This is a genomic window from Mycobacterium sp. 050134 (assembly GCF_036409085.1).
Taxonomy (GTDB): Bacteria; Actinomycetota; Actinomycetes; order Mycobacteriales; family Mycobacteriaceae; genus Mycobacterium.
On the sequence record NZ_JAZGLV010000015.1, the window covers coordinates 113,242 to 130,678 of the forward strand.

12 protein-coding genes and 1 pseudogene are annotated in these 17,437 nt (G+C 69.2%); 6 read left to right on the plus strand and 7 right to left on the minus strand.

What is annotated here, in order from left to right; all coding sequences use genetic code 11:
- Positions 1-78: 78 nt before the first annotated feature.
- Positions 79-2,058 (minus strand): annotated as a pseudogene (locus SKC42_RS18855) (APC family permease); the annotation flags it as partial.
- Between the two features lie 673 nt (positions 2,059-2,731).
- Here SKC42_RS18855 and SKC42_RS18860 point away from each other — a divergent pair.
- Both SKC42_RS18860 and SKC42_RS18865 read left to right on the plus strand, forming a co-directional pair.
- On the plus strand, positions 2,732-4,513 hold the full coding sequence (locus SKC42_RS18860; protein ID WP_330965795.1) for an NAD-binding protein: 1,782 nt from the start codon (positions 2,732-2,734) through the stop codon (positions 4,511-4,513).
- 151 nt (positions 4,514-4,664) lie between these two features.
- Positions 4,665-5,996: a PPE family protein gene (locus SKC42_RS18865; RefSeq protein WP_330965796.1), complete on the plus strand. Its 1,332-nt coding sequence runs from the start codon at positions 4,665-4,667 to the stop codon at positions 5,994-5,996.
- 17 nt (positions 5,997-6,013) lie between these two features.
- Here the strand turns inward: SKC42_RS18865 and SKC42_RS18870 are convergent, their stop codons facing one another.
- A complete protein-coding gene (locus SKC42_RS18870; RefSeq protein ID WP_330965797.1) occupies positions 6,014-7,483 on the minus strand; it encodes an FAD-dependent oxidoreductase in 1,470 nt (489 codons plus the stop codon).
- Positions 7,484-7,732: 249 nt separating this feature from the next.
- On the opposite strand from SKC42_RS18870, the gene SKC42_RS18875 reads away from it, so the two are divergent.
- Entirely contained in the window at positions 7,733-8,206 is a 474-nt protein-coding gene (locus SKC42_RS18875) for a DUF732 domain-containing protein (protein ID WP_330965855.1), read from the plus strand.
- Here the strand turns inward: SKC42_RS18875 and SKC42_RS18880 are convergent.
- Together SKC42_RS18880 and SKC42_RS18885 are read right to left on the minus strand one after the other, a co-directional pair.
- Positions 8,203-8,484 (minus strand): DUF3017 domain-containing protein, encoded by a 282-nt coding sequence (locus tag SKC42_RS18880; protein WP_330965798.1) that lies wholly within the window; start codon positions 8,482-8,484, stop codon positions 8,203-8,205. The two genes, SKC42_RS18875 and SKC42_RS18880, sit on opposite strands and share 4 nt — an antisense overlap.
- Entirely contained in the window at positions 8,481-9,326 is an 846-nt protein-coding gene (locus tag SKC42_RS18885; RefSeq protein ID WP_330965799.1) for a bifunctional methylenetetrahydrofolate dehydrogenase/methenyltetrahydrofolate cyclohydrolase, read from the minus strand. The genes SKC42_RS18880 and SKC42_RS18885 overlap by 4 nt, the downstream gene beginning before the upstream one ends.
- Before the next feature lie 26 nt (positions 9,327-9,352).
- Here SKC42_RS18885 and SKC42_RS18890 point away from each other — a divergent pair, with 26 nt between their 5' ends.
- Genes SKC42_RS18890 through SKC42_RS18900 form a run of 3 tightly spaced genes read left to right on the plus strand, consistent with a single transcriptional unit; the run spans position 9,353 to position 15,919 of the window.
- A complete protein-coding gene (locus SKC42_RS18890) occupies positions 9,353-10,561 on the plus strand; it encodes an NADH:flavin oxidoreductase (protein ID WP_330965800.1) in 1,209 nt (402 codons plus the stop codon).
- Between the two features lie 30 nt (positions 10,562-10,591).
- On the plus strand, positions 10,592-13,270 hold the full coding sequence (locus SKC42_RS18895; protein ID WP_330965801.1) for an ATP-binding cassette domain-containing protein: 2,679 nt from the start codon (positions 10,592-10,594) through the stop codon (positions 13,268-13,270).
- Between the two features lie 48 nt (positions 13,271-13,318).
- Positions 13,319-15,919, plus strand: a complete 2,601-nt coding sequence (locus SKC42_RS18900; RefSeq protein ID WP_330965802.1) for an ATP-binding cassette domain-containing protein — start codon at positions 13,319-13,321, stop codon at positions 15,917-15,919.
- Positions 15,920-15,923: 4 nt separating this feature from the next.
- Here the strand turns inward: SKC42_RS18900 and SKC42_RS18905 are convergent, their stop codons facing one another.
- The 3 genes from SKC42_RS18905 to SKC42_RS18915 are packed head-to-tail and all read right to left on the minus strand — an operon-like array spanning position 15,924 to position 17,432.
- On the minus strand, positions 15,924-16,493 hold the full coding sequence (locus tag SKC42_RS18905) for a pentapeptide repeat-containing protein (protein ID WP_330965856.1): 570 nt from the start codon (positions 16,491-16,493) through the stop codon (positions 15,924-15,926).
- Positions 16,490-17,077: a GTP-binding protein gene (locus SKC42_RS18910; protein WP_330965803.1), complete on the minus strand. Its 588-nt coding sequence runs from the start codon at positions 17,075-17,077 to the stop codon at positions 16,490-16,492. The genes SKC42_RS18905 and SKC42_RS18910 overlap by 4 nt, the downstream gene beginning before the upstream one ends.
- Positions 17,058-17,432 (minus strand): DUF742 domain-containing protein, encoded by a 375-nt coding sequence (locus tag SKC42_RS18915; protein ID WP_330965804.1) that lies wholly within the window; start codon positions 17,430-17,432, stop codon positions 17,058-17,060. Before SKC42_RS18915 ends, SKC42_RS18910 begins: the two co-directional genes overlap by 20 nt.
- Between the last annotated feature and the right edge of the window lie 5 nt (positions 17,433-17,437).

The following is a 17,437-nucleotide window of genomic DNA, read 5'->3' on the forward strand; positions in this document are numbered from 1 at the left end:
TCCTCAAGGGTTCTCGATCGATTCGGTTCCGCGGCCGCACTGTTCCCCCGGCCGCCGTGATCATCCGGCGCGAGTGACCTCTGCGATACGCGACTCGATGTCATACGGGACGATCTGGGCGGCGGCTCCCGGAATGCGGCTGACGGCGCGGGCGATCTTGTCGGCGGTGCGGTCGTGCAGCAGCCGGCCGATGAGCGGCGAGTAGGTTCGACGCGGCAAGAGCACGGTCGCCTTGGTGTCGGGATGCTCGTTGAGCACTCCCAGGATCAACTCGTGCGCGGCCCGACTGAGGTGACGGTCCGGGCAGTCGACCAGTCGCAGCGGGGTCCCGTGTTCGAAGACCTCCCAGCGCTTCTCCAACCGGGCGGCGTGATCGGCGTCGATCACGAAGTGCACGACCGTGAGCTCGTCGGCGTGTAAGCCGTTGGCGTACCTCATGGCCTCGACCTCGGCAAGGTCGATCGCATCCACGAAGACGAAAACCCGGTGTCGGGTGTACCGGCTCAGGACTGGCGGTTCGGTGCGCGACATCTCCAAGACCGAGGCCTCGGCCCGGTACTGCCGGTTGAGGCGCATCAACGCCAGCACGAGCAAGGGGAACACGACGACAATGAGCCAGGCGCCCTCGGTGAACTTGGCAACCGCGAAGATGCCCACCACGATCGTCGACAGGATGCCCGCCGACATATTGATCAGCACCTTGCGACGCCAGCCCGACCCGCGTTGCGCAAGATAGTGTTTGGTCATGCCGTAACCGGCCATCGAGAACCCGGTGAACACCCCGATGGCGTAGAACGGCACCAGCGCGTCGACCGAGCCGCCGGTGATGACGAGCAGTGCGATCGACAGGGCGGTCAGGGCAATGATGCCGTTGGAGAACACCAGGCGGTGTCCGCGTTTCATCAGCGGTCGCGGCAGAAAGCGGTCTCCCGCAACGAAACTGGCCAACGCCGGAAATCCGTTGAAGCTGGTGTTCCCGCCGGTGTAGAGGATCGCCGCGGTCGACGCCTGAACCAGGATGTACAGGACGTTACCGATCACCCCGTGGCCGAACACCGCCCGCGCGATCTCGGACAACATGGAGGGGTATCCGTCGGTGTAGGGCACTGCGTGGGTGACGTGCGTCAGCCACGCCACGCCCGCGAGCAAGAACGCCAGGATGCAGGCCATGATCGTCATCACCCGGCGCGCGTTGATGCCCTCCGGCTTCCGAAAGGTGGTGACCGTGTTGGAGATGGCCTCGACTCCGGTCAGCGACGATCCCCCGTTGGCGAACGCGCGCAACACAACCAGAATCGTCGCGCCCATGATGAGGCCGCTGCCGTGATGGACCGGCACCGCCCCGACGACGCGTTCGGCATCGTAGACCGGCAGGGTGCCGCACACCTCGCGGACGACCCCGACGACGATCGTCAGTGACACCATGGCGACGAAGGCATAGGTCGGTACCGCGAACCGGGCGCCGGCCTCACGCAAACCACGAAGGTTCGCGAAGCACATGAGCAGCACCATTCCGACGGTGATCTCCAGACTGTATGGGCCCAACGCGGGCAGCGCCGAGGCGACCGCGACCGTGCCGGCCGCGCATTGGACGGCGACGGTGACCACGTAGTCGATCAGCAGGGCGGCCGCGGCGACCTGCGCCACTCGGGGCCCGAAGTTTTCGCGGGCGACCACGTACGATCCGCCGGATCGGGTGTAAACCATGACGACCTGGCGGTACGACGCCGCCACCAGCACCAGAATCACCAGGATCACACCGGTGATCGGCAGTAGCAGGGCGAACGCCGCCATTCCGGCCGCCGGAAGCAGTTCGATCATGATCTGCTCGGAGCCGTAGGCGGTCGAGGAGATCGCATCCGGCGACAACACGCCCAGCGCGACCGGGTTCGACAATTTTTCGTGATCGAGCTGGGAGTTGATCAAGGGCTTGCCCAGGACGCCGCGCTTGCACGTGTCGCCGAAGGACGACCACGCCTTGTGCTCGCCGGCGCGCCCGTTGGCCCCCGCTCCCCCTTTAGCCAATGACGTTGCCAAAAGCCATATCCCTTCCCCCATACCTCACAGCCCGCCCCCGTGGGCCGTGATACCCCCGGAAGCGTAGCGGCCACAGTGCGGATGTCCCATCCCCATCCGCCTCCAGCAACCACAACCACAGGACTTCCTCAGCAGATTTGCCAGCACATTCCCAGATCCGTGACCCGGAGGTAACAAATCGCCGGGCGCCGGAAATAGATCTCCGCGGGGTGGTCGAGTTGACACATCTCGTGATACCGACGCGAAACATGCTGCGAATCACAGATCTTCGACGTCGCCGACGAAACCTTGGCCGCCCGCCAAGAATGCCCGAGTAGGTGTGACCATCAAACATGTTGCCCGGCAATTGGTCTGATCGCCATCGATCGACCGTCATTCGTACATTTCTCACAACACCAGGTTAGAGAAATTTAAATACGTTGCGGCGCAGACGTTTTTAGACTGTCAGCGACGAGGAGTTCACGTGGCTGCGTTATCGAACCGACGCCCTAAAACTAGCCACCCGGCGAATCTGCCTGTTAGCATCGGGTTAGATCTCCATTTCCTTGGAGCAGCACGCGACACACGTCAGCAAAGTATGCGCTCACGCCAGAGCACGCGGCTGCCCCGCCGGAGTCGTGGAGCAACCAATCCAGGTCATCCTGATTCAACGTTCGGCGGAGGGGTGGAATGTCCATCGGAGGGAAGCGGTCTCATGAGCCAACGTGTCATCGTCAGCGGTGACGACGCACTGGCGTCGACCATCGTCGATGAGTTGAAGAGGGCGGGCGCAAGCGTGGCCAGACTTCTCGACTCCGACCTCGCCAGCACCCGCGTCAAGACCGAGCTCACCAGGGCGGGAGTCACCGAGGCGGTGGCGGTCGTCTGTGCCGGCAATGACGACGCGACGAACCTCGAGATCGCGCTCCTGGCCCGGCGCGCCAATCCGGACATTCGTGTGGTCGCGCGGCTGGCCAATGACGTACTGCGCGAGGCGGTCGCCGCCGACGACGGGCCCAGCACGATCCTCGGCGTCGCAGACATCGCCGCGCCCGCCGTGGTCGAGGCGAGCCTGGCGCGCACCACGCATCCCTTCGAGGTGGCCGGCATCGACTTCGTCGTCTTTGGCGCCGAGGCGCCATTCGACGCGTCGCTTCGGGAGATCTACGGCGACCTCGCGCCGGTTGCAGTGGTGCACAACGACGACGCCGCGAACGCGGGCGAGGTGCTCGTGTGCCCCGGGCGGGACATGCGCGTCAGCGCCGGGGACTGGACGGCGATGATCGGCACCTCCGAGGAGGTGGCGGCGTGCGGTATCAAGGTTCCCGGGCAGGTCAAGGGTGGGCGGTCGCAGCTCTCGCGACTGCGCCGGTTCATCTACGCGGCGCGCGCCCTGCCCACTGAGGTCAACCCCGCGTTCTATCCCGTGATCGCCGCCTTGACCATATTGATCATCGTCTCGACGACGTTGCTGCACTTCTCCTACATCCATCCGGGAATGTCCTGGACCGACGCCTTCTACTTCACCAACGAGACGATCACGACGACGGGCTACGGGGACTTCAGCTTCGCCAAACAGCCGACGTGGCTGCGGTTGTACGCCGCCCTGCTGATGCTGGGGGGCGTCACCACCACCGCCCTGCTGGTCGCGTTCGTCGCGGACGTCCTGCTGTCTCGGCGTTTCCTGTTGTCCTCCGCGCGCCCGCGAGCGCGCCACCTGCGCAACCACGTCATCGTGGTTGGCCTCAGCGCCCTCGGGGTACGCGTCGTCACCGACCTGACCGAGGCCGGATACGACGTCGCCGTCATCGAGCGCGACCAGAACAACCCCTTCTTGGCCACGGCGGCCGAGCTCGACGTGCCGGTCATCTTCGGAGACGCGACGTTACGGCCGACCATGGAGGCGGCCCGGGTCGACACCGCGCGCGCGGTCGCGGTGCTGACCCGCGACGACATGGTCAACATCGAGACGGGGATCGTCGTCCGCGAGATGCTGGGATCCCAACCCGCGCCCGTGGGAAATCGCTGGGGGCAAGTGCCGCTGGTGCTGCGTGTCTACGATCACGACCTGGCGTCCGCGGTCGCGCAGCGATTCGGATTCGAAAACGTCCGTTCCACAGTCGAACTCGCCGCACCATGGTTCATCGGCGCGGCGATGGGCCTGCAGGTGCTGGGCACGTTCTCGGTCGGGAACCGATCGTTTCTGATTGGCGGCATGTACGTGCAGGCCGGCAGCGAGCTGGACGGGCTGCAAATGTTCGAAGTCTCGACCCAGACCAGGGTCATCGCCGTGACGCGCGAGGACGCGCCGGTTCGGCTGCACCCACGCCGCGACTCGCGGCTCAGTGCGGGCGACACCGTCTACCTGGTCGGGCCGTATCGAGAACTGCTGGCCACCCTGGCGAAGGGGCGGCCGGCACCGCGCTCGGCTCCGGAACAAGAGCTGGCGCGGGCAACGTCCGACGGCTCCACCCGCTCGGGGAGGGGCGCGGCGTAGCCAATCATCGACCCGACACCGGTCCGGCCGCCGGTTCGCCACAAGCCATTCGAGGGGGAAGGCTTTGTCGTCCACGACCGCTCAATCGAACGTGACCGCCCACGGCTCATGCGGCCGCGCACTCGGCGCGCGCCGGAGATAGGGCGTTGCAATGGATTACGCGACGCTCCCACCGGAGATCAACTCTAGCCTGATGTATGCCGGCCCGGGCGCCGCGCCGATGCTCGCCGCCGCGGCCGCGTGGGAATCATTGGCCGCCGACCTCTACGGAACGGCCAGTTCGTATCAGTCGGCCGTCGCGGGACTCACCGCCGGGCCGTGGCTGGGGCCGTCGTCGATGATCATGGCGGCCGCCGCCTCGTCCTACACGGCGTGGATCAGCGACACCGCGGCGCGGGCCGAGGAGACCGCCGGCCAGGCCAAAGCGGCCGCCGCGGCCTACGAGACGGCCTTCGCGGCGACGGTGCCGCCGACCGAGGTTGCGGCCAATCGCAGCCTGCTGGCCGCGCTGGTCGCCACGAACCTGTTGGGGCAGAACACCGCTGCGATCGCGGCGACCGAGGCGCTGTACGGCGAGATGTGGGCACAGGACGCGGCGGCCATGTACGGCTACGCGGGATCCGCGGCGGCCGCCACGCAACTGACGCCGTTCAGCCCGCCACGGCAGAACACCGATGGCGTGGGCGCGCAGGCCGACGTGGTGGCGCAGGCCGCCGAGCTGCCGGGAGGCTCCGCGCAGGGCCTGTTGTCCGTGCTCACCCAGCCGATTTTGTCGGCGGCGCAGGCCCTCACCAGCGCGACGTCCCCACTCGGGGTGCAATCGCCGCTAGACCTCGTGAGCCTGGGCGCGGACGGCATCGCCTACGGGTTTGACGCCCCCATGTCGCCCCTGGGGGCCATCTCGCTTCCGATCGACCTCATCGGCGCCCAAACCGGTTTGCACACCGACGACATCGTCAGCGGCTGGGAGGCGCTGGGAGCACTGCCCGGGGAAGTAACGACCACCACGCCCGTGACGGCGGCGGCATCGGAGGCCGCCTCGAGCACCGTGTCGGCGGACGTCGGAAGCGCGGACGCGATCGGCGCGCTCTCGGTGCCGCCCTCCTGGACCGCGGCGGCGCCGGCGGTGCGCTCGATCGCGCTGGCGTTGCCCGCCGCCCCCGCGGGCCTCGGTGCGCAAACAGTGTCAGCCACCCTGGGGAACACGTTCGGCGAGATGGCACTGGCCGGCACGGCCGCCCGTGCTCTGCGCGACAGCATCGGCGTGCGCGGTCCCGACCCACGCGACAAGGAAGCCGCCCGATGTCCGGCGCCTGCCGGCGGGGACGCCGAGCCCGCCGGTGATGGCGCCGAGCCGAAAGACCCGGGACGGACCGTGGTCATGGGGCTCGCCGCGGAAGTACGCGAGTTCGCCAAATTACGCGATGAGGGCCTGATCACCCACGAGCAATTCATCGAGCATCGGGACCGTCTACTGGGGTGAGCCGCGCGCGGCCGTGATCAAAAGTCCAACCCCGAGAACATCACCCGGCTGGGGTCGTACTTCTGCCGGACCGCACTGAGCCGGGAGAGGTTCGGCCCGAAATAACGCGCGGCCGACGTATTGGCCTCCAGGTAGTTGACGTAGCCGCCCGCCGAAAATTGTTGCACCGCTTGATGCGCGGCGGCCACCCACTTGTTTGCGGCGGCCACCTCGTTGCTGGCCGGTTCGACATACCACTGCAATACGGCGGCCTGGGTCCGCCACGGGAAGGCGGTATCGGCGGTCGCAACGTCGCCGGCCGCGCCGCCGAGCGGGTCGACGATCACCGAAGCCTTGCCCGATCCGGACGCGGGCCACAGGCCGATCGCCGTCGCAATGGCGTGCGCGGCAGCGGAATTCACCGTGCCGATGACGTCGGACCCGGCGACGAAGGCCCGCGGCGGGCTGGTCGAACTACCGCCGGCCAGATACGTCATCAGGTCCAGGTAGCCGAAGGTCTTGTTCTGAACCGAGTTGGGCGCCAGCCCGATCGCCGACTTGAGTGCATTCGCCACACCCGATCCGGCGCCGGCGGGGCACGCGGCCAGCACGTGGCAGTTCGCTTGGGCCGACCCGACGGACAGGTCGACCAGCCCCCAGGTGTTCCGGTCGGCCGCCGACAACCAGGACTGCCAACCGGTGAGCACCTGCACCGCCGCGGACGGCGCGAACTCGAGCCGGACGAGGTCGCTGTCGGCGGTCGGGAACGTCGCGAACGTCATGGACGTCGTCACGCCGAAATTGCCACCGCCGCCGCCGCGGAGCGCCCAGAACAGGTCGGGATGGTCGTTGGCCGACGCGGTGACCACCTCGCCGCTGGGCAGCACCACCGTGGCCGACCGCAGCGCGTCACAGGTCAACCCGGTGTGCCGCGTGGCCGACCCCATCCCGCCCCCGAGGGCCAGGCCCGCGACGCCCACGGTCGGACAACTGCCCGTCGGCATCGCCCGCCCGGAGGCGGCCAAAGCCTGTTGTACCGCATACAGGTTGGTGGCCGGGGTGACCGTTACGTTGCCGCCGCCGTCGAGGTTCGCGCCACCGGGCAGCCCGCGCAGGTCGATCACCATCGTGCCGTTGGCGCTCGACGCGCCGACGTAGGAATGCCCACCGCCGCGCGGGGCGATCTTGAGATTGTTCGCCGCCGCGAACGCGACCGCCTTCTGGACGTCCGACTGCGACGAAACCGCAACCACCGCGGCCGGATTCGAACTGTCGTAGAAGGAGTTGAAGATCTGCTTGCCCGAGGCGAATTGAGCTCCACTGGCCGGCAACAGCACCCGTCCCCCGATCGAGGATGCCAGGCCGCCCCAACCTCCTGCCGGGTCCGCCGCGGCGCGGGACATCCCGAAAACGGCGCCGGTCGCCAGTACCGACACCGCACCACGAAGGAAGCTCTGACGCGAGATGCCCCGGGCAGGGTCCAGCGGACGGCCGTGAGTAGTCGTCATGGCCGGATTCTTTCCCATTTCCAACGCGAAGTCCGGCGTCGCCGCCCGTGTCGGGTAACTTTGTTGCGACGATCGTTGGGACGGCCCATAATCCACGCCTCGGGGACGCTACCCTCACGAAACGCTTATTGGGCAAAGCTTTATCGCACCGTGTTGCAAACGTGACACGGGTAGATCAGAGTTCCATAGGTGATTCGAGTGCGGCCGAGCACTCCACAAACGGATGGGGAGGCTGGCATGAGGGCATCACTGGCATCATTGGCATCGACACACCGGTGGATCTGGGATCTCCGTCACCAACCCCTCACCGTTCGCCTGCTGGCGGCGGCTGCCGGCCTGCTCACGGCGGCCGCCGCGTTCGCGGCGCCGGCCGGCGCGGACCCCGCCACCGACGACCACTTCATCGACGCGCTCAACCACGCCGGCATCGACTTCGGCGAACCCGGCAACGCGATGGCCGTTGGCCAGTCCATCTGCCCGATGCTCGTCGAGCCGGGCGGCAACTTCGCCGCCGCCGCGGCCAGCGTCTCCCACCGTGGCATGTCACCGCAGATGGCCCAGATGTTCACCAGCATTGCGATCCAGATGTACTGCCCGCAGGAGATGGCCAACATCGCCAGCGGCAACCTCGGCGCCGCCGTCCCACAGCTGCCGGGCATGCCCGGGCTTCCCGGAACGGGCGGGCTCCCGGGTGGTCTCCCCGGCGGGATCCCGGGGATCTAGCGCGTACCCAGCGGATCGATGGTCGACGCGATGTAAACCATCGCCGCCCCGACCGTCGCGGTCGTGATGAAGTCGGTGCCCTTGCTGCGCACGGCCAGCAGGCCGGCCCGGTCCTCGGACAACACCAGACGCAGCACCGCCGCCACCCCGACACCGATGCCGATCAGCAGGGAGCCGCGGCGCCAGAAGTTGGCGCCCGCGAGAATGAACGCCGTCGCAAAGATCAGGCCCACCAACAGGATCGGCCACTGGGCCTGCAGCACGGACCGCGCGGTCATTGCCCCTCGGCCAGCTCGACGACGTTGGTCAGCAGGAACGCCCGCGTCAACGGCCCGACCCCACCGGGATTCGGCGAGACGTGGCCGGCGACCTCCCAAACGTCCGGGTGCACGTCGCCGACCAGGCCGCTGTCCGTGCGGCTGACGCCAACGTCGACCACCGCGGCGCCGGGCCGGACCATGTCGGCGGTCAGCATGTGTGGCACGCCGACGGCCGCGACCACGATGTCGGCCCGTTTGGTGAAGGCGGCCAAGTCGCGAGTCCCGGTGTGGCACAAGGTCACGGTGGCGTTCTCGGAGCGGCGGGTGAGCAACAGCCCCAGCGGGCGGCCGACCGTCACACCCCGGCCGATCACGACCACGTGCGCCCCGGCGATCTCGATGTCGTAGCGCCGCAGCAGGTGCACGATACCGCGCGCGGTGCAGGGCAGCGGCGCCGGGACGCTCAGCACCAGGCGACCCAGGTTGGTGGGGTGCAGCCCGTCGGCGTCCTTGTTCGGGTCCACGAGCTCGAGCGCCGCGTTCTCGTCCAGGTGCTTGGGCAGCGGCAGCTGCACGATATACCCGGTGCAGTCCGGGTTCGCGTTGAGCTCGGCGATGGTGTCGTGCAGCGTGGCGCTGCTGATGTCGGCGGGCAGGTCCCGGCGGATCGACGTGATCCCGACCTTCGCGCAGTCGGCGTGCTTGCCACGGACGTACGCCTGCGAACCGGGGTCGTCGCCCACCAGGATGGTGCCCAGCCCGGGCGCGCGGCCGGACGCGGTGAGCGCCGCCACCCGTTCCTTCAGGTCGACGAAGATCTCGTCGCGGGTGGCCTTGCCGTCCAGTGTAATTGCGCCCACGCCAGACAGTCTGGCACGCTCCGAAGATGTCTACCCCCCCGGACGTGCTGGCCCCCGCGAAACTGGGCCCCGTCACGCTGCGCAACCGCACCATCAAGGCCGCAACGTTCGAGGCGCGCACGCCGGATGCGCTGGTGACCGACGACCTCATCGAGTACCACCGGGCGCCCGCCGCGGGCGGGGTCGGCATGACCACCGTGGCCTACTGCGCCGTCTCCCCCGGCGGCCGCACCGAGGGCAACGGAATCTGGATGCGTCCGGAGGCCGTGCCCGGGTTCCGCCGGCTCACCGACGCGATCCACGCGGAAGGCGCGGCGGTGAGCGCGCAGATCGGGCACGCCGGCCCGGTGGCCAACGCCAAGTCCAATAAGGCCAGGGCGCTCGCACCGGTGCGATTCTTCAACCCGATCGGAATGCGGTTCGCCAAGAAGGCGACCCGCGACGACATCGACGACGTGGTCGCGGCGCACGCAGGAGCCGCGTTGCTCGCCATCGACGCCGGCTTCGACGCCGTCGAAATCCATCTGGGGCACAACTACTTGGCCAGCGCGTTCCTGTCGCCACTGATCAACCGTCGCGACGACGAGTTCGGCGGGTCGCTGGAGAACCGCGCTAAGGTGGCGCGGGCGCTGGTGATGGCGGTGCGCCGCGCGGTGGACATGCAGGGCGCGGGTCGGATCGCGGTCACCGCGAAGCTCAACATGACCGACGGCATCCGCGGCGGCATCAACATCGACGAGGCGCTGACGACGGCCAAGTGGTTGCAGGAGGACGGCGGGCTGGACGCGATCGAGCTCACCGCGGGCAGCTCGCTCGTCAACCCGATGTACCTCTTCCACGGCGACGCCCCGATCAAGGAATTCGCCGGCGCCTTCAAGCCGCCGCTGAGTTGGGGCATGCGCGCGACCGGCAAGAAATTCCTCCGCGAATACCCCTACCGCGAGGCCTACTTGTTGCGCCACGCCAAGCTCTTCCGGGCTGAGCTGACGATGCCCCTGATCCTGCTCGGCGGCGTCACCAACCGGGAGACGATGGACCTGGCGATGGCCGAGGGCTTCCAGTTCGTCGCGATGGGCCGGGCCCTGCTCGCCGAGCCCGACCTGATCAATCGGATCGCGGCCGACGGCGCCGCGCACACTGTGCATTCGGCCTGCACGCACTGCAACAAATGCATGGCGACGATCTACACGCGCACCTTCTGCGTGGTGACAGGCGCGCCCGACGTCACCGGGTGACAGGCGGCCCACAAGCTACAGTTGGTTTCGATGACCGCAGCAGCCCCACCTGTGTTGACCGTCCGCTTCGACGGCTCGGAACGCACCTTCGCAGCGGGCCACGACGTGGTGATCGGCCGCGACCTTCGCGCTGACATGCGCATCACCCACCCGCTGATCTCACGCGCCCACCTGCTCCTGCGATTCGACCAGGGACGCTGGCTGGCAATCGACAACGGTTCGCTCAACGGCACTTTCGTCAACGGCCGGCGCGTGCCGGTGGTCGACATCCACGACGGCGCCACCCTCAACATCGGAAATCCCGACGGGCCGCTGCTGAAGTTCGAGGTCGGCCGGCACCAGGGCATGGTCGGGCGACCGCCCGAGACCGAGTCGATGCGCCTGCCGGCCGGGGCGACCCAGTCGGCCGGCGGCGCCTGGTCGGCCGCCCCCGCGCCCGCGCCGGCACCCCCCGCTCCTGTTCCCGGCCGACCGCAAGGGCGCGTCGCGCCGCCGCCGCTGCGGCCGCACCCGGGACCCCCGCCGCCCCCGCACGGGCAGCCGATGTACCCGCCCGCCGGCGGGCGGCACTCGGCCTACGCGCCCGGCGCGGCCCACCCGCCCAGCGCGCCACCACCCCCGCCGCCCAACTTCCATCCGCACCCGCCGCTGGCGGGCGGCGGCGCCCTGCCCGCGGCGCCGCAGACCCAGCTGTCGCCGGTCGTCGAGAAGCCACCCGAAGTGGGGAACCTGGCGACCAAGATGTTCAACGCGCTGATGCCGTCCCGGTCCGGGGCGTTCCAGAAGCCGGTCGGGGCGCAGACCATCGGGCGCGCCACCGACAACGACATCGTCATCCAGGACGTCCTGGCGTCGCGCCACCACGCGTTCATGACGCAGACCCCGCTGGGCACCGAGATCCGCGATGCGCACAGCGTCAACGGCACCTTCGTCAACGGGGTCCGGGTCGGGTCCGCGCTGCTGACCGAGGGCGACGTGGTGACCATCGGCAACGTCGACCTGGTCTTCACCCGCGACACCCTGGTCCGTCGCACCGAGGCCGCCACCCGCTCCGGCGGCCTGGAGGTCAACTCGGTCTGCTACACCGTCGACCACGGCAAGCAGCTGCTCGACCACGTCTCGCTCACCGCCCGGCCCGGGACGCTGACGGCCATCATCGGCGGCTCCGGCGCCGGCAAGACCACGCTCTCGCGCCTGATCGTCGGCTACACGAACCCCACGTCCGGTTCGGTGACGTTCGAGGGCCACGACATCCACAGCGAATACGCTTCGATGCGCAGCCGGATCGGCATGGTCCCCCAGGACGACGTCGTGCACCGCCAGCTGACGGTCAACCAGGCCCTCAACTACGCCGCGGAACTGCGGCTGCCGCCCGACACCAGCAAGCAGGAACGCGCGCAGATCGTCGCCCAGGTGCTCGAAGAGCTCGACATGACCCGGCACGCCGACACCCGCGTCGACAATCTCTCCGGCGGTCAGCGCAAACGCGCCTCGGTCGCGCTCGAGCTGCTGACCCAGCCGTCACTGCTGCTGCTCGACGAGCCGACCTCGGGACTGGACCCGGCCCTGGACCGCCAGGTCATGCTGATGATGCGGCAGCTCGCCGACGCCGGCCGGGTGGTGCTGGTGGTCACCCACTCCGTGTCCTACCTGGACGTCTGCGACCAGATCCTGCTGATCGCGCCCGGCGGTAAGACGGCGTTCTGCGGGCCGCCGGACCAGGTCGAGGCCGCGATGGGCACCCGCAACTGGGCCGACATCTTCGCCAAGGTGGGCGCCGACCCGGACGAGGCCAACCGCCGCTTCAAGGAACGCAACCAGCAGTCGGAGCAGGCCCCGTCGCCGCAGAGCCCGGCCGACCTGGGCGAACCACCGAAGACAGACCTGTGGCGGCAGCTGTCCACCGTCGCCCGCCGGCAGATCCGGCTGGTCATTTCGGACCGCGGCTACACGATCTTCCTGGCGGTGTTGCCGTTCCTCATCGGAGCGCTGTCCCTGACCGTGAAGGGCCCCACGCCGGGTCTCGGTCCCGCCGACCCGCTCGGCCCCGCGCCCACGCAGCCGCAGTACATCATGGTGCTGCTCAACATCGGCGCCGTCTTCATGGGCACCGCGCTGACCATTCGCGACCTCATCGGGGAGCGACCGATCTTCCGCAGGGAGCAAGCCGTCGGCCTGTCGACGACCGCCTATCTGCTGGCCAAGATCGCGGTGTTCTGCGTCTTCGCCACGGCCCAGGCCGCGGTGGCCACGTTCATCGTGCGGCTCGGCAAGGGCGCGCCGACGGCGCATCCGCCGCTGTTCGGCAACTCGACCTTCGCGCTGTTCATCACCGTCGCGGGCACCTGTGTGGCCTCGGCGATGCTGGGGCTGCTGCTGTCGGCCGTCGCGCAGTCCAACGAGCAGATCATGCCGCTGTTGGTGGTCTCGATCATGTCGCAGCTGGTGTTCTCCAGCGGCATGATCCCGGTCTATCAGCGCTTCGGCCTCGAGGAGCTGGCGTGGCTGACGCCGGCGCGGTGGGGCTACGCGGCGGGCGCGTCCTCGATCGACTTCCCGTCGCTGGTGAAGGTCAAGCAGATCCCGACGAACGACCCGATCTGGCAGCACTCGGTCCACATCCTGCTGTTCGACCTGGGGATGCTCGCCCTGCTGTCGGTCGCCTACACGGGCTTCGTTCGCTGGCATATCCGGCTCAAACGGCACTGAGGTGGCTACTGAGGTGGCCCCGCCACCCGCTTTCGCCCCGAGGGACGGATGACTCGACCCGCTCAGCCCGTGCTGACGGTTGAATCCGGACGTTCTGAACTGAGCTTCGCGCCGGGGCGCGATGTCGTGGTGGGCAGCGACGTGCGCGCCGACCTGCGCGTGGCGCACCCGCTGGTCGCCCGGGCGCACCTGCTGTTGCGCTTCGATAACGGCCGGTGGGTCGCGGTCGACAACAACTCGCTGAACGGGGTGTTCCTCAACGGCCAGCGGGTGGCCACGGTGGACATCCGCGACGGGCAGGCCCTCAACGTCGGCAAGCCCGACGGGCCGCGGGTGACGTTCCGGGTCGGCCAGCACACCGGATCGGTTGGCTCCCTCCCGTTGACGACGGAGTCGATACCGGTGATCGCCCGGCCGGCGGCGGCGTCGGGACCCGTGTCGCGGCCCCAGCCGTCGACCGGCCGGCGGCCCCCTCCCCCCAGCCAGCCACCGCGGAAGGCCCCACCACGGCTGCACCGGCCCACCGACCCGCTCCGGACCACCGCCATCCCCATCGTGCCCCCGACCGCCGAGACGCAGGCGCTGCCGCAGGGCGCGCATCCTTCGGACCCGTCGTCGGAGGCCAACCCGCCGACCCAGATCGGCGTGAGCGGCGAGGTGGCCGAGTTCCCGACCACCCGGGTGAAGGTGCCCGGGGCCGAGGACCTGCGCGAGCCCGTGACCGGCACGGCGTGGATCGGCCGCTCCCTCGACAACGACATCGTCATCCACGACGTGCTGGCCTCGCGCCACCACGCCTTCCTCACCGCGAAGCCGATCGGCATCGAGATCCGCGACGCACAGAGCATCAACGGGACCTTCGTCAACGGGATCCGGGTCGGGTCCGCGGTGCTCGCCGAGGGCGACGTGGTGACCATCGGCAACATCGACCTCGTCTTCACCGCGGGCGCGCTGGTACGTCGCGGCGAGGCGGCGACCCGCACGGGCGGCCTGGAGGTGCGCGACGTCAACTTCACCATCGAGGGGAAGAACCTGCTCCAGCGGATCTCCCTGACGGCGCGCCCGGGCACGCTGACCGCGATCATCGGCGGGTCGGGCGCGGGCAAGACCACGCTGTCGCGACTGATCGCCGGGTATGCCACCCCGACCTCCGGGCTGGTCACCTTCGAGGGCCACGACATCCACACCGAGTACGCGTCGTTGCGGACCCGGATCGGCATGGTCCCCCAGGACGACGTCGTGCACCGCCAGCTGACAGTCAACCAGGCGCTCGGCTATGCCGCCGAGCTGCGCCTGCCGCCGGACACCAGCAAGGCCGACCGGGAGCAGGTGGTCGCGCAGGTGCTCGACGAGCTGGGTCTCACCAAGCACGCCGACACCCGGGTCGACAAGCTGTCCGGCGGCCAGCGCAAGAGGGCGTCGGTCGCGCTGGAGCTGCTGACCGGGCCGTCGCTGCTCATCCTCGACGAGCCCACGTCGGGCCTCGACCCGGCGCTCGACCTGCAGGTCATGTCGATGCTTCGGCAGCTGGCCGACGCCGGCCGCGTGGTGCTGGTGGTCACCCATTCGCTGACCTATCTCGACGTCTGCGACCAGGTGCTGCTGATGGCGCCCGGCGGCAAGACCGCCTACCTGGGGCCGCCCGGGCAGATCGGTGACGCGATGGGCACGACCAACTGGGCGCACATCTTCGCGAAGGTGGGCGCCGATCCCGACGAGGCAAATCGCCGCTTCGAGGCACAGAACAAGCCCCCGCCCGCCCCGCGGACGGAAGATGCGCCCTCTTCTGGAGCCGACCTGGGCGCCCCGGCGCACACGAGCATGCGCCGGCAGTTCTCCACGATCGCCCGCCGCCAGGTCCGGCTGGTGGTGTCCGACCGGGCGTACTTCGTGTTCCTGGCGCTGCTGCCGTTCGTGCTCGGGGCGCTGTCGCTGACCGTGCCGGGCAACACCGGCTTCGGCGTCGCCCAGCCGACCAGCGAGACCCCCGACGAGTCGGCGCAGATCCTCATCCTGCTGACCATCGCGGCGGTCTTCATGGGCACGGCGCTGACCATCCGCGACCTCATCGGCGAGCGCGCCATCTTCCGGCGCGAGCAGGCGGTGGGCCTGTCGACCGGGGCTTACCTGACCGCCAAGATCACGGTGTTCTGCGCGTTCGCGATCGTGCAGGGGGCGATCGCAACGGGCATCGTGCTGGTGGGCAAGGGCACGCCCAGCCAGCCGGCGGTGCTGCTCGGCTCCTCCAGATACGCCGCCAGCCTGGAGCTGTTCATCGCCGTGGCCGCGACCTGCGTGGCTTCGGCGATCTTCGGGATGATGCTGTCGTCCATCGCCCGCTCCAACGAGCAGATCATGCCGCTGCTGGTGGTGTCGCTCATGCTGCAGCTGGTGCTGGCGGGCGGCATGGTGCCGGTCACCGCCCGCGTCTTCCTCGACCAGCTGTCCTGGACGGTGCCGTCGCGCTGGGGGTATGCGGCGTCGGCGTCGACCGTCGACCTGTGGAAGCTGGTGCCGGGCACGCTGAGCCCCAAGGACAGCCACTGGAAGCACACCCCCGCCGCATGGCTGCTCGACATGGGGATGCTCGGCGCCCTGTCGGTCGTCTACGCCGTCGTCGTGCGGTGGCGCATCCGGCTCAAGCGCTGACGCGTCACGCGTCCGGCGCCCCGTCCAGCCGGAGCCCGTGGGCCAGCGCGAACGCCACGGCCTGGCCGACGTCGACGCGGGCGTCCGCCAGCTTCGCGGTTCGCCACAGCGCGGGGTCGACGATGGCGCCGCGCAGGTCGGCGTCGTCCAGCCGGGTGCCGGTGGTGCGGGCGCCGCCGAGGTCCGCGCCGCGCAGCACGGCCTTGCGCAGGTCGGTTTCCACGAGGCTCGCCTCACGCAGCCGGCAGCCGCTCAGGTCGACGCCGCGCAGGTCGTTGCCGCCCAGCACCGCCAGCGTGAAGTCCACCTCGTCGAACGCGATGGGCCGCAGCCGGCAGTGCACGAACACCGAGCCGAGGAGGCTGCACTGCGCGAACGAGCTGTGCCACAGCGTGGTGCGTTCGAACCGGCAGTTGCGAAACGCCGACCCGCGGTGCTGCGACTCGGCCAGGTTGGCGCCGCTGAAATTGCAGTCGCTGAACACGACCCGCTCGGTGCGAAGCCGGCTCAGGTCCTCGTCGAGGAAGTCGTGGCCGTCAAACTCCCGGTCGGCCCACGCAAGCGCAGCGGTCAGCTCGCCGCCAGGCTCTGCAGCGCGTACTCGCTCACGGCGATCAGCGCGTCCGTAGCCGACCGGCGGTCCCGGGCGTCCACCGCGATCACCGGGATGTGCGCGGGCAGGGTGAGCGCCTCGCGCACCTCGGCGACCGGATACCGCGGCGCGCCGTCGAACTCGTTGACCGCGATCAGGAACGGCAGGTTGCGGTGCTCGAAGAAGTCGACGGCGGCGAAGCTGTCCTCCAGCCGTCGGCAGTCGACCAGGATGATGGCGCCGATCGCGCCGCGGACCAGGTCGTCCCACATGAACCAGAACCGCCGCTGGCCAGGGGTGCCGAACAGGTACAGCACCAGGTCCTCGTCCAGGGTGATCCGCCCGAAGTCCATCGCAACCGTCGTGGTCCGTTTCCCCGGGGTGGCCTCGAGCGCGTCCACGCCGGTCGAGGCGTCGGTCAGCATCGCCTCGGTGCGCAGCGGCATGATCTCCGATACCGCCCCCACGAACGTGGTTTTGCCGGCACCGAACCCGCCCGCGACGACGATCTTCGTCGACGCGTGGGCTCCCCCCTCGGGCTGCGCCTCAGAGTGCTTTGAGGCCACGCAGCGTCCTTCCTATGAGTTCGTAGCGCTCGTCCCTGGTCGAACGCTCGGTCAAGGTCCTATGCACCCGAAGGTAGCCGGACAGCACCAGATCGCCGACCAGGACGCGCGCGACACCGACGGGTAAATCCAGCCGCGCCGAGATTTCCGCCACGGATGGGCTGTCAACGCACAGGTGGATGATCTTGCCTCTCGCGTCGTCGGACGGCCAGCGGTGGACCAGCCCGGCCTGCAGGGTCTGGATGGGAGCTTCCAGCGGTAGGTCGACGTCGGTGTCGGTCCGGCCGGCCGTCAGCGTGTACGGACGAACCAGGTTTGCCTCGCGTCTGACCGCCCAGGGCTCCCGTTCGACCATCGAGG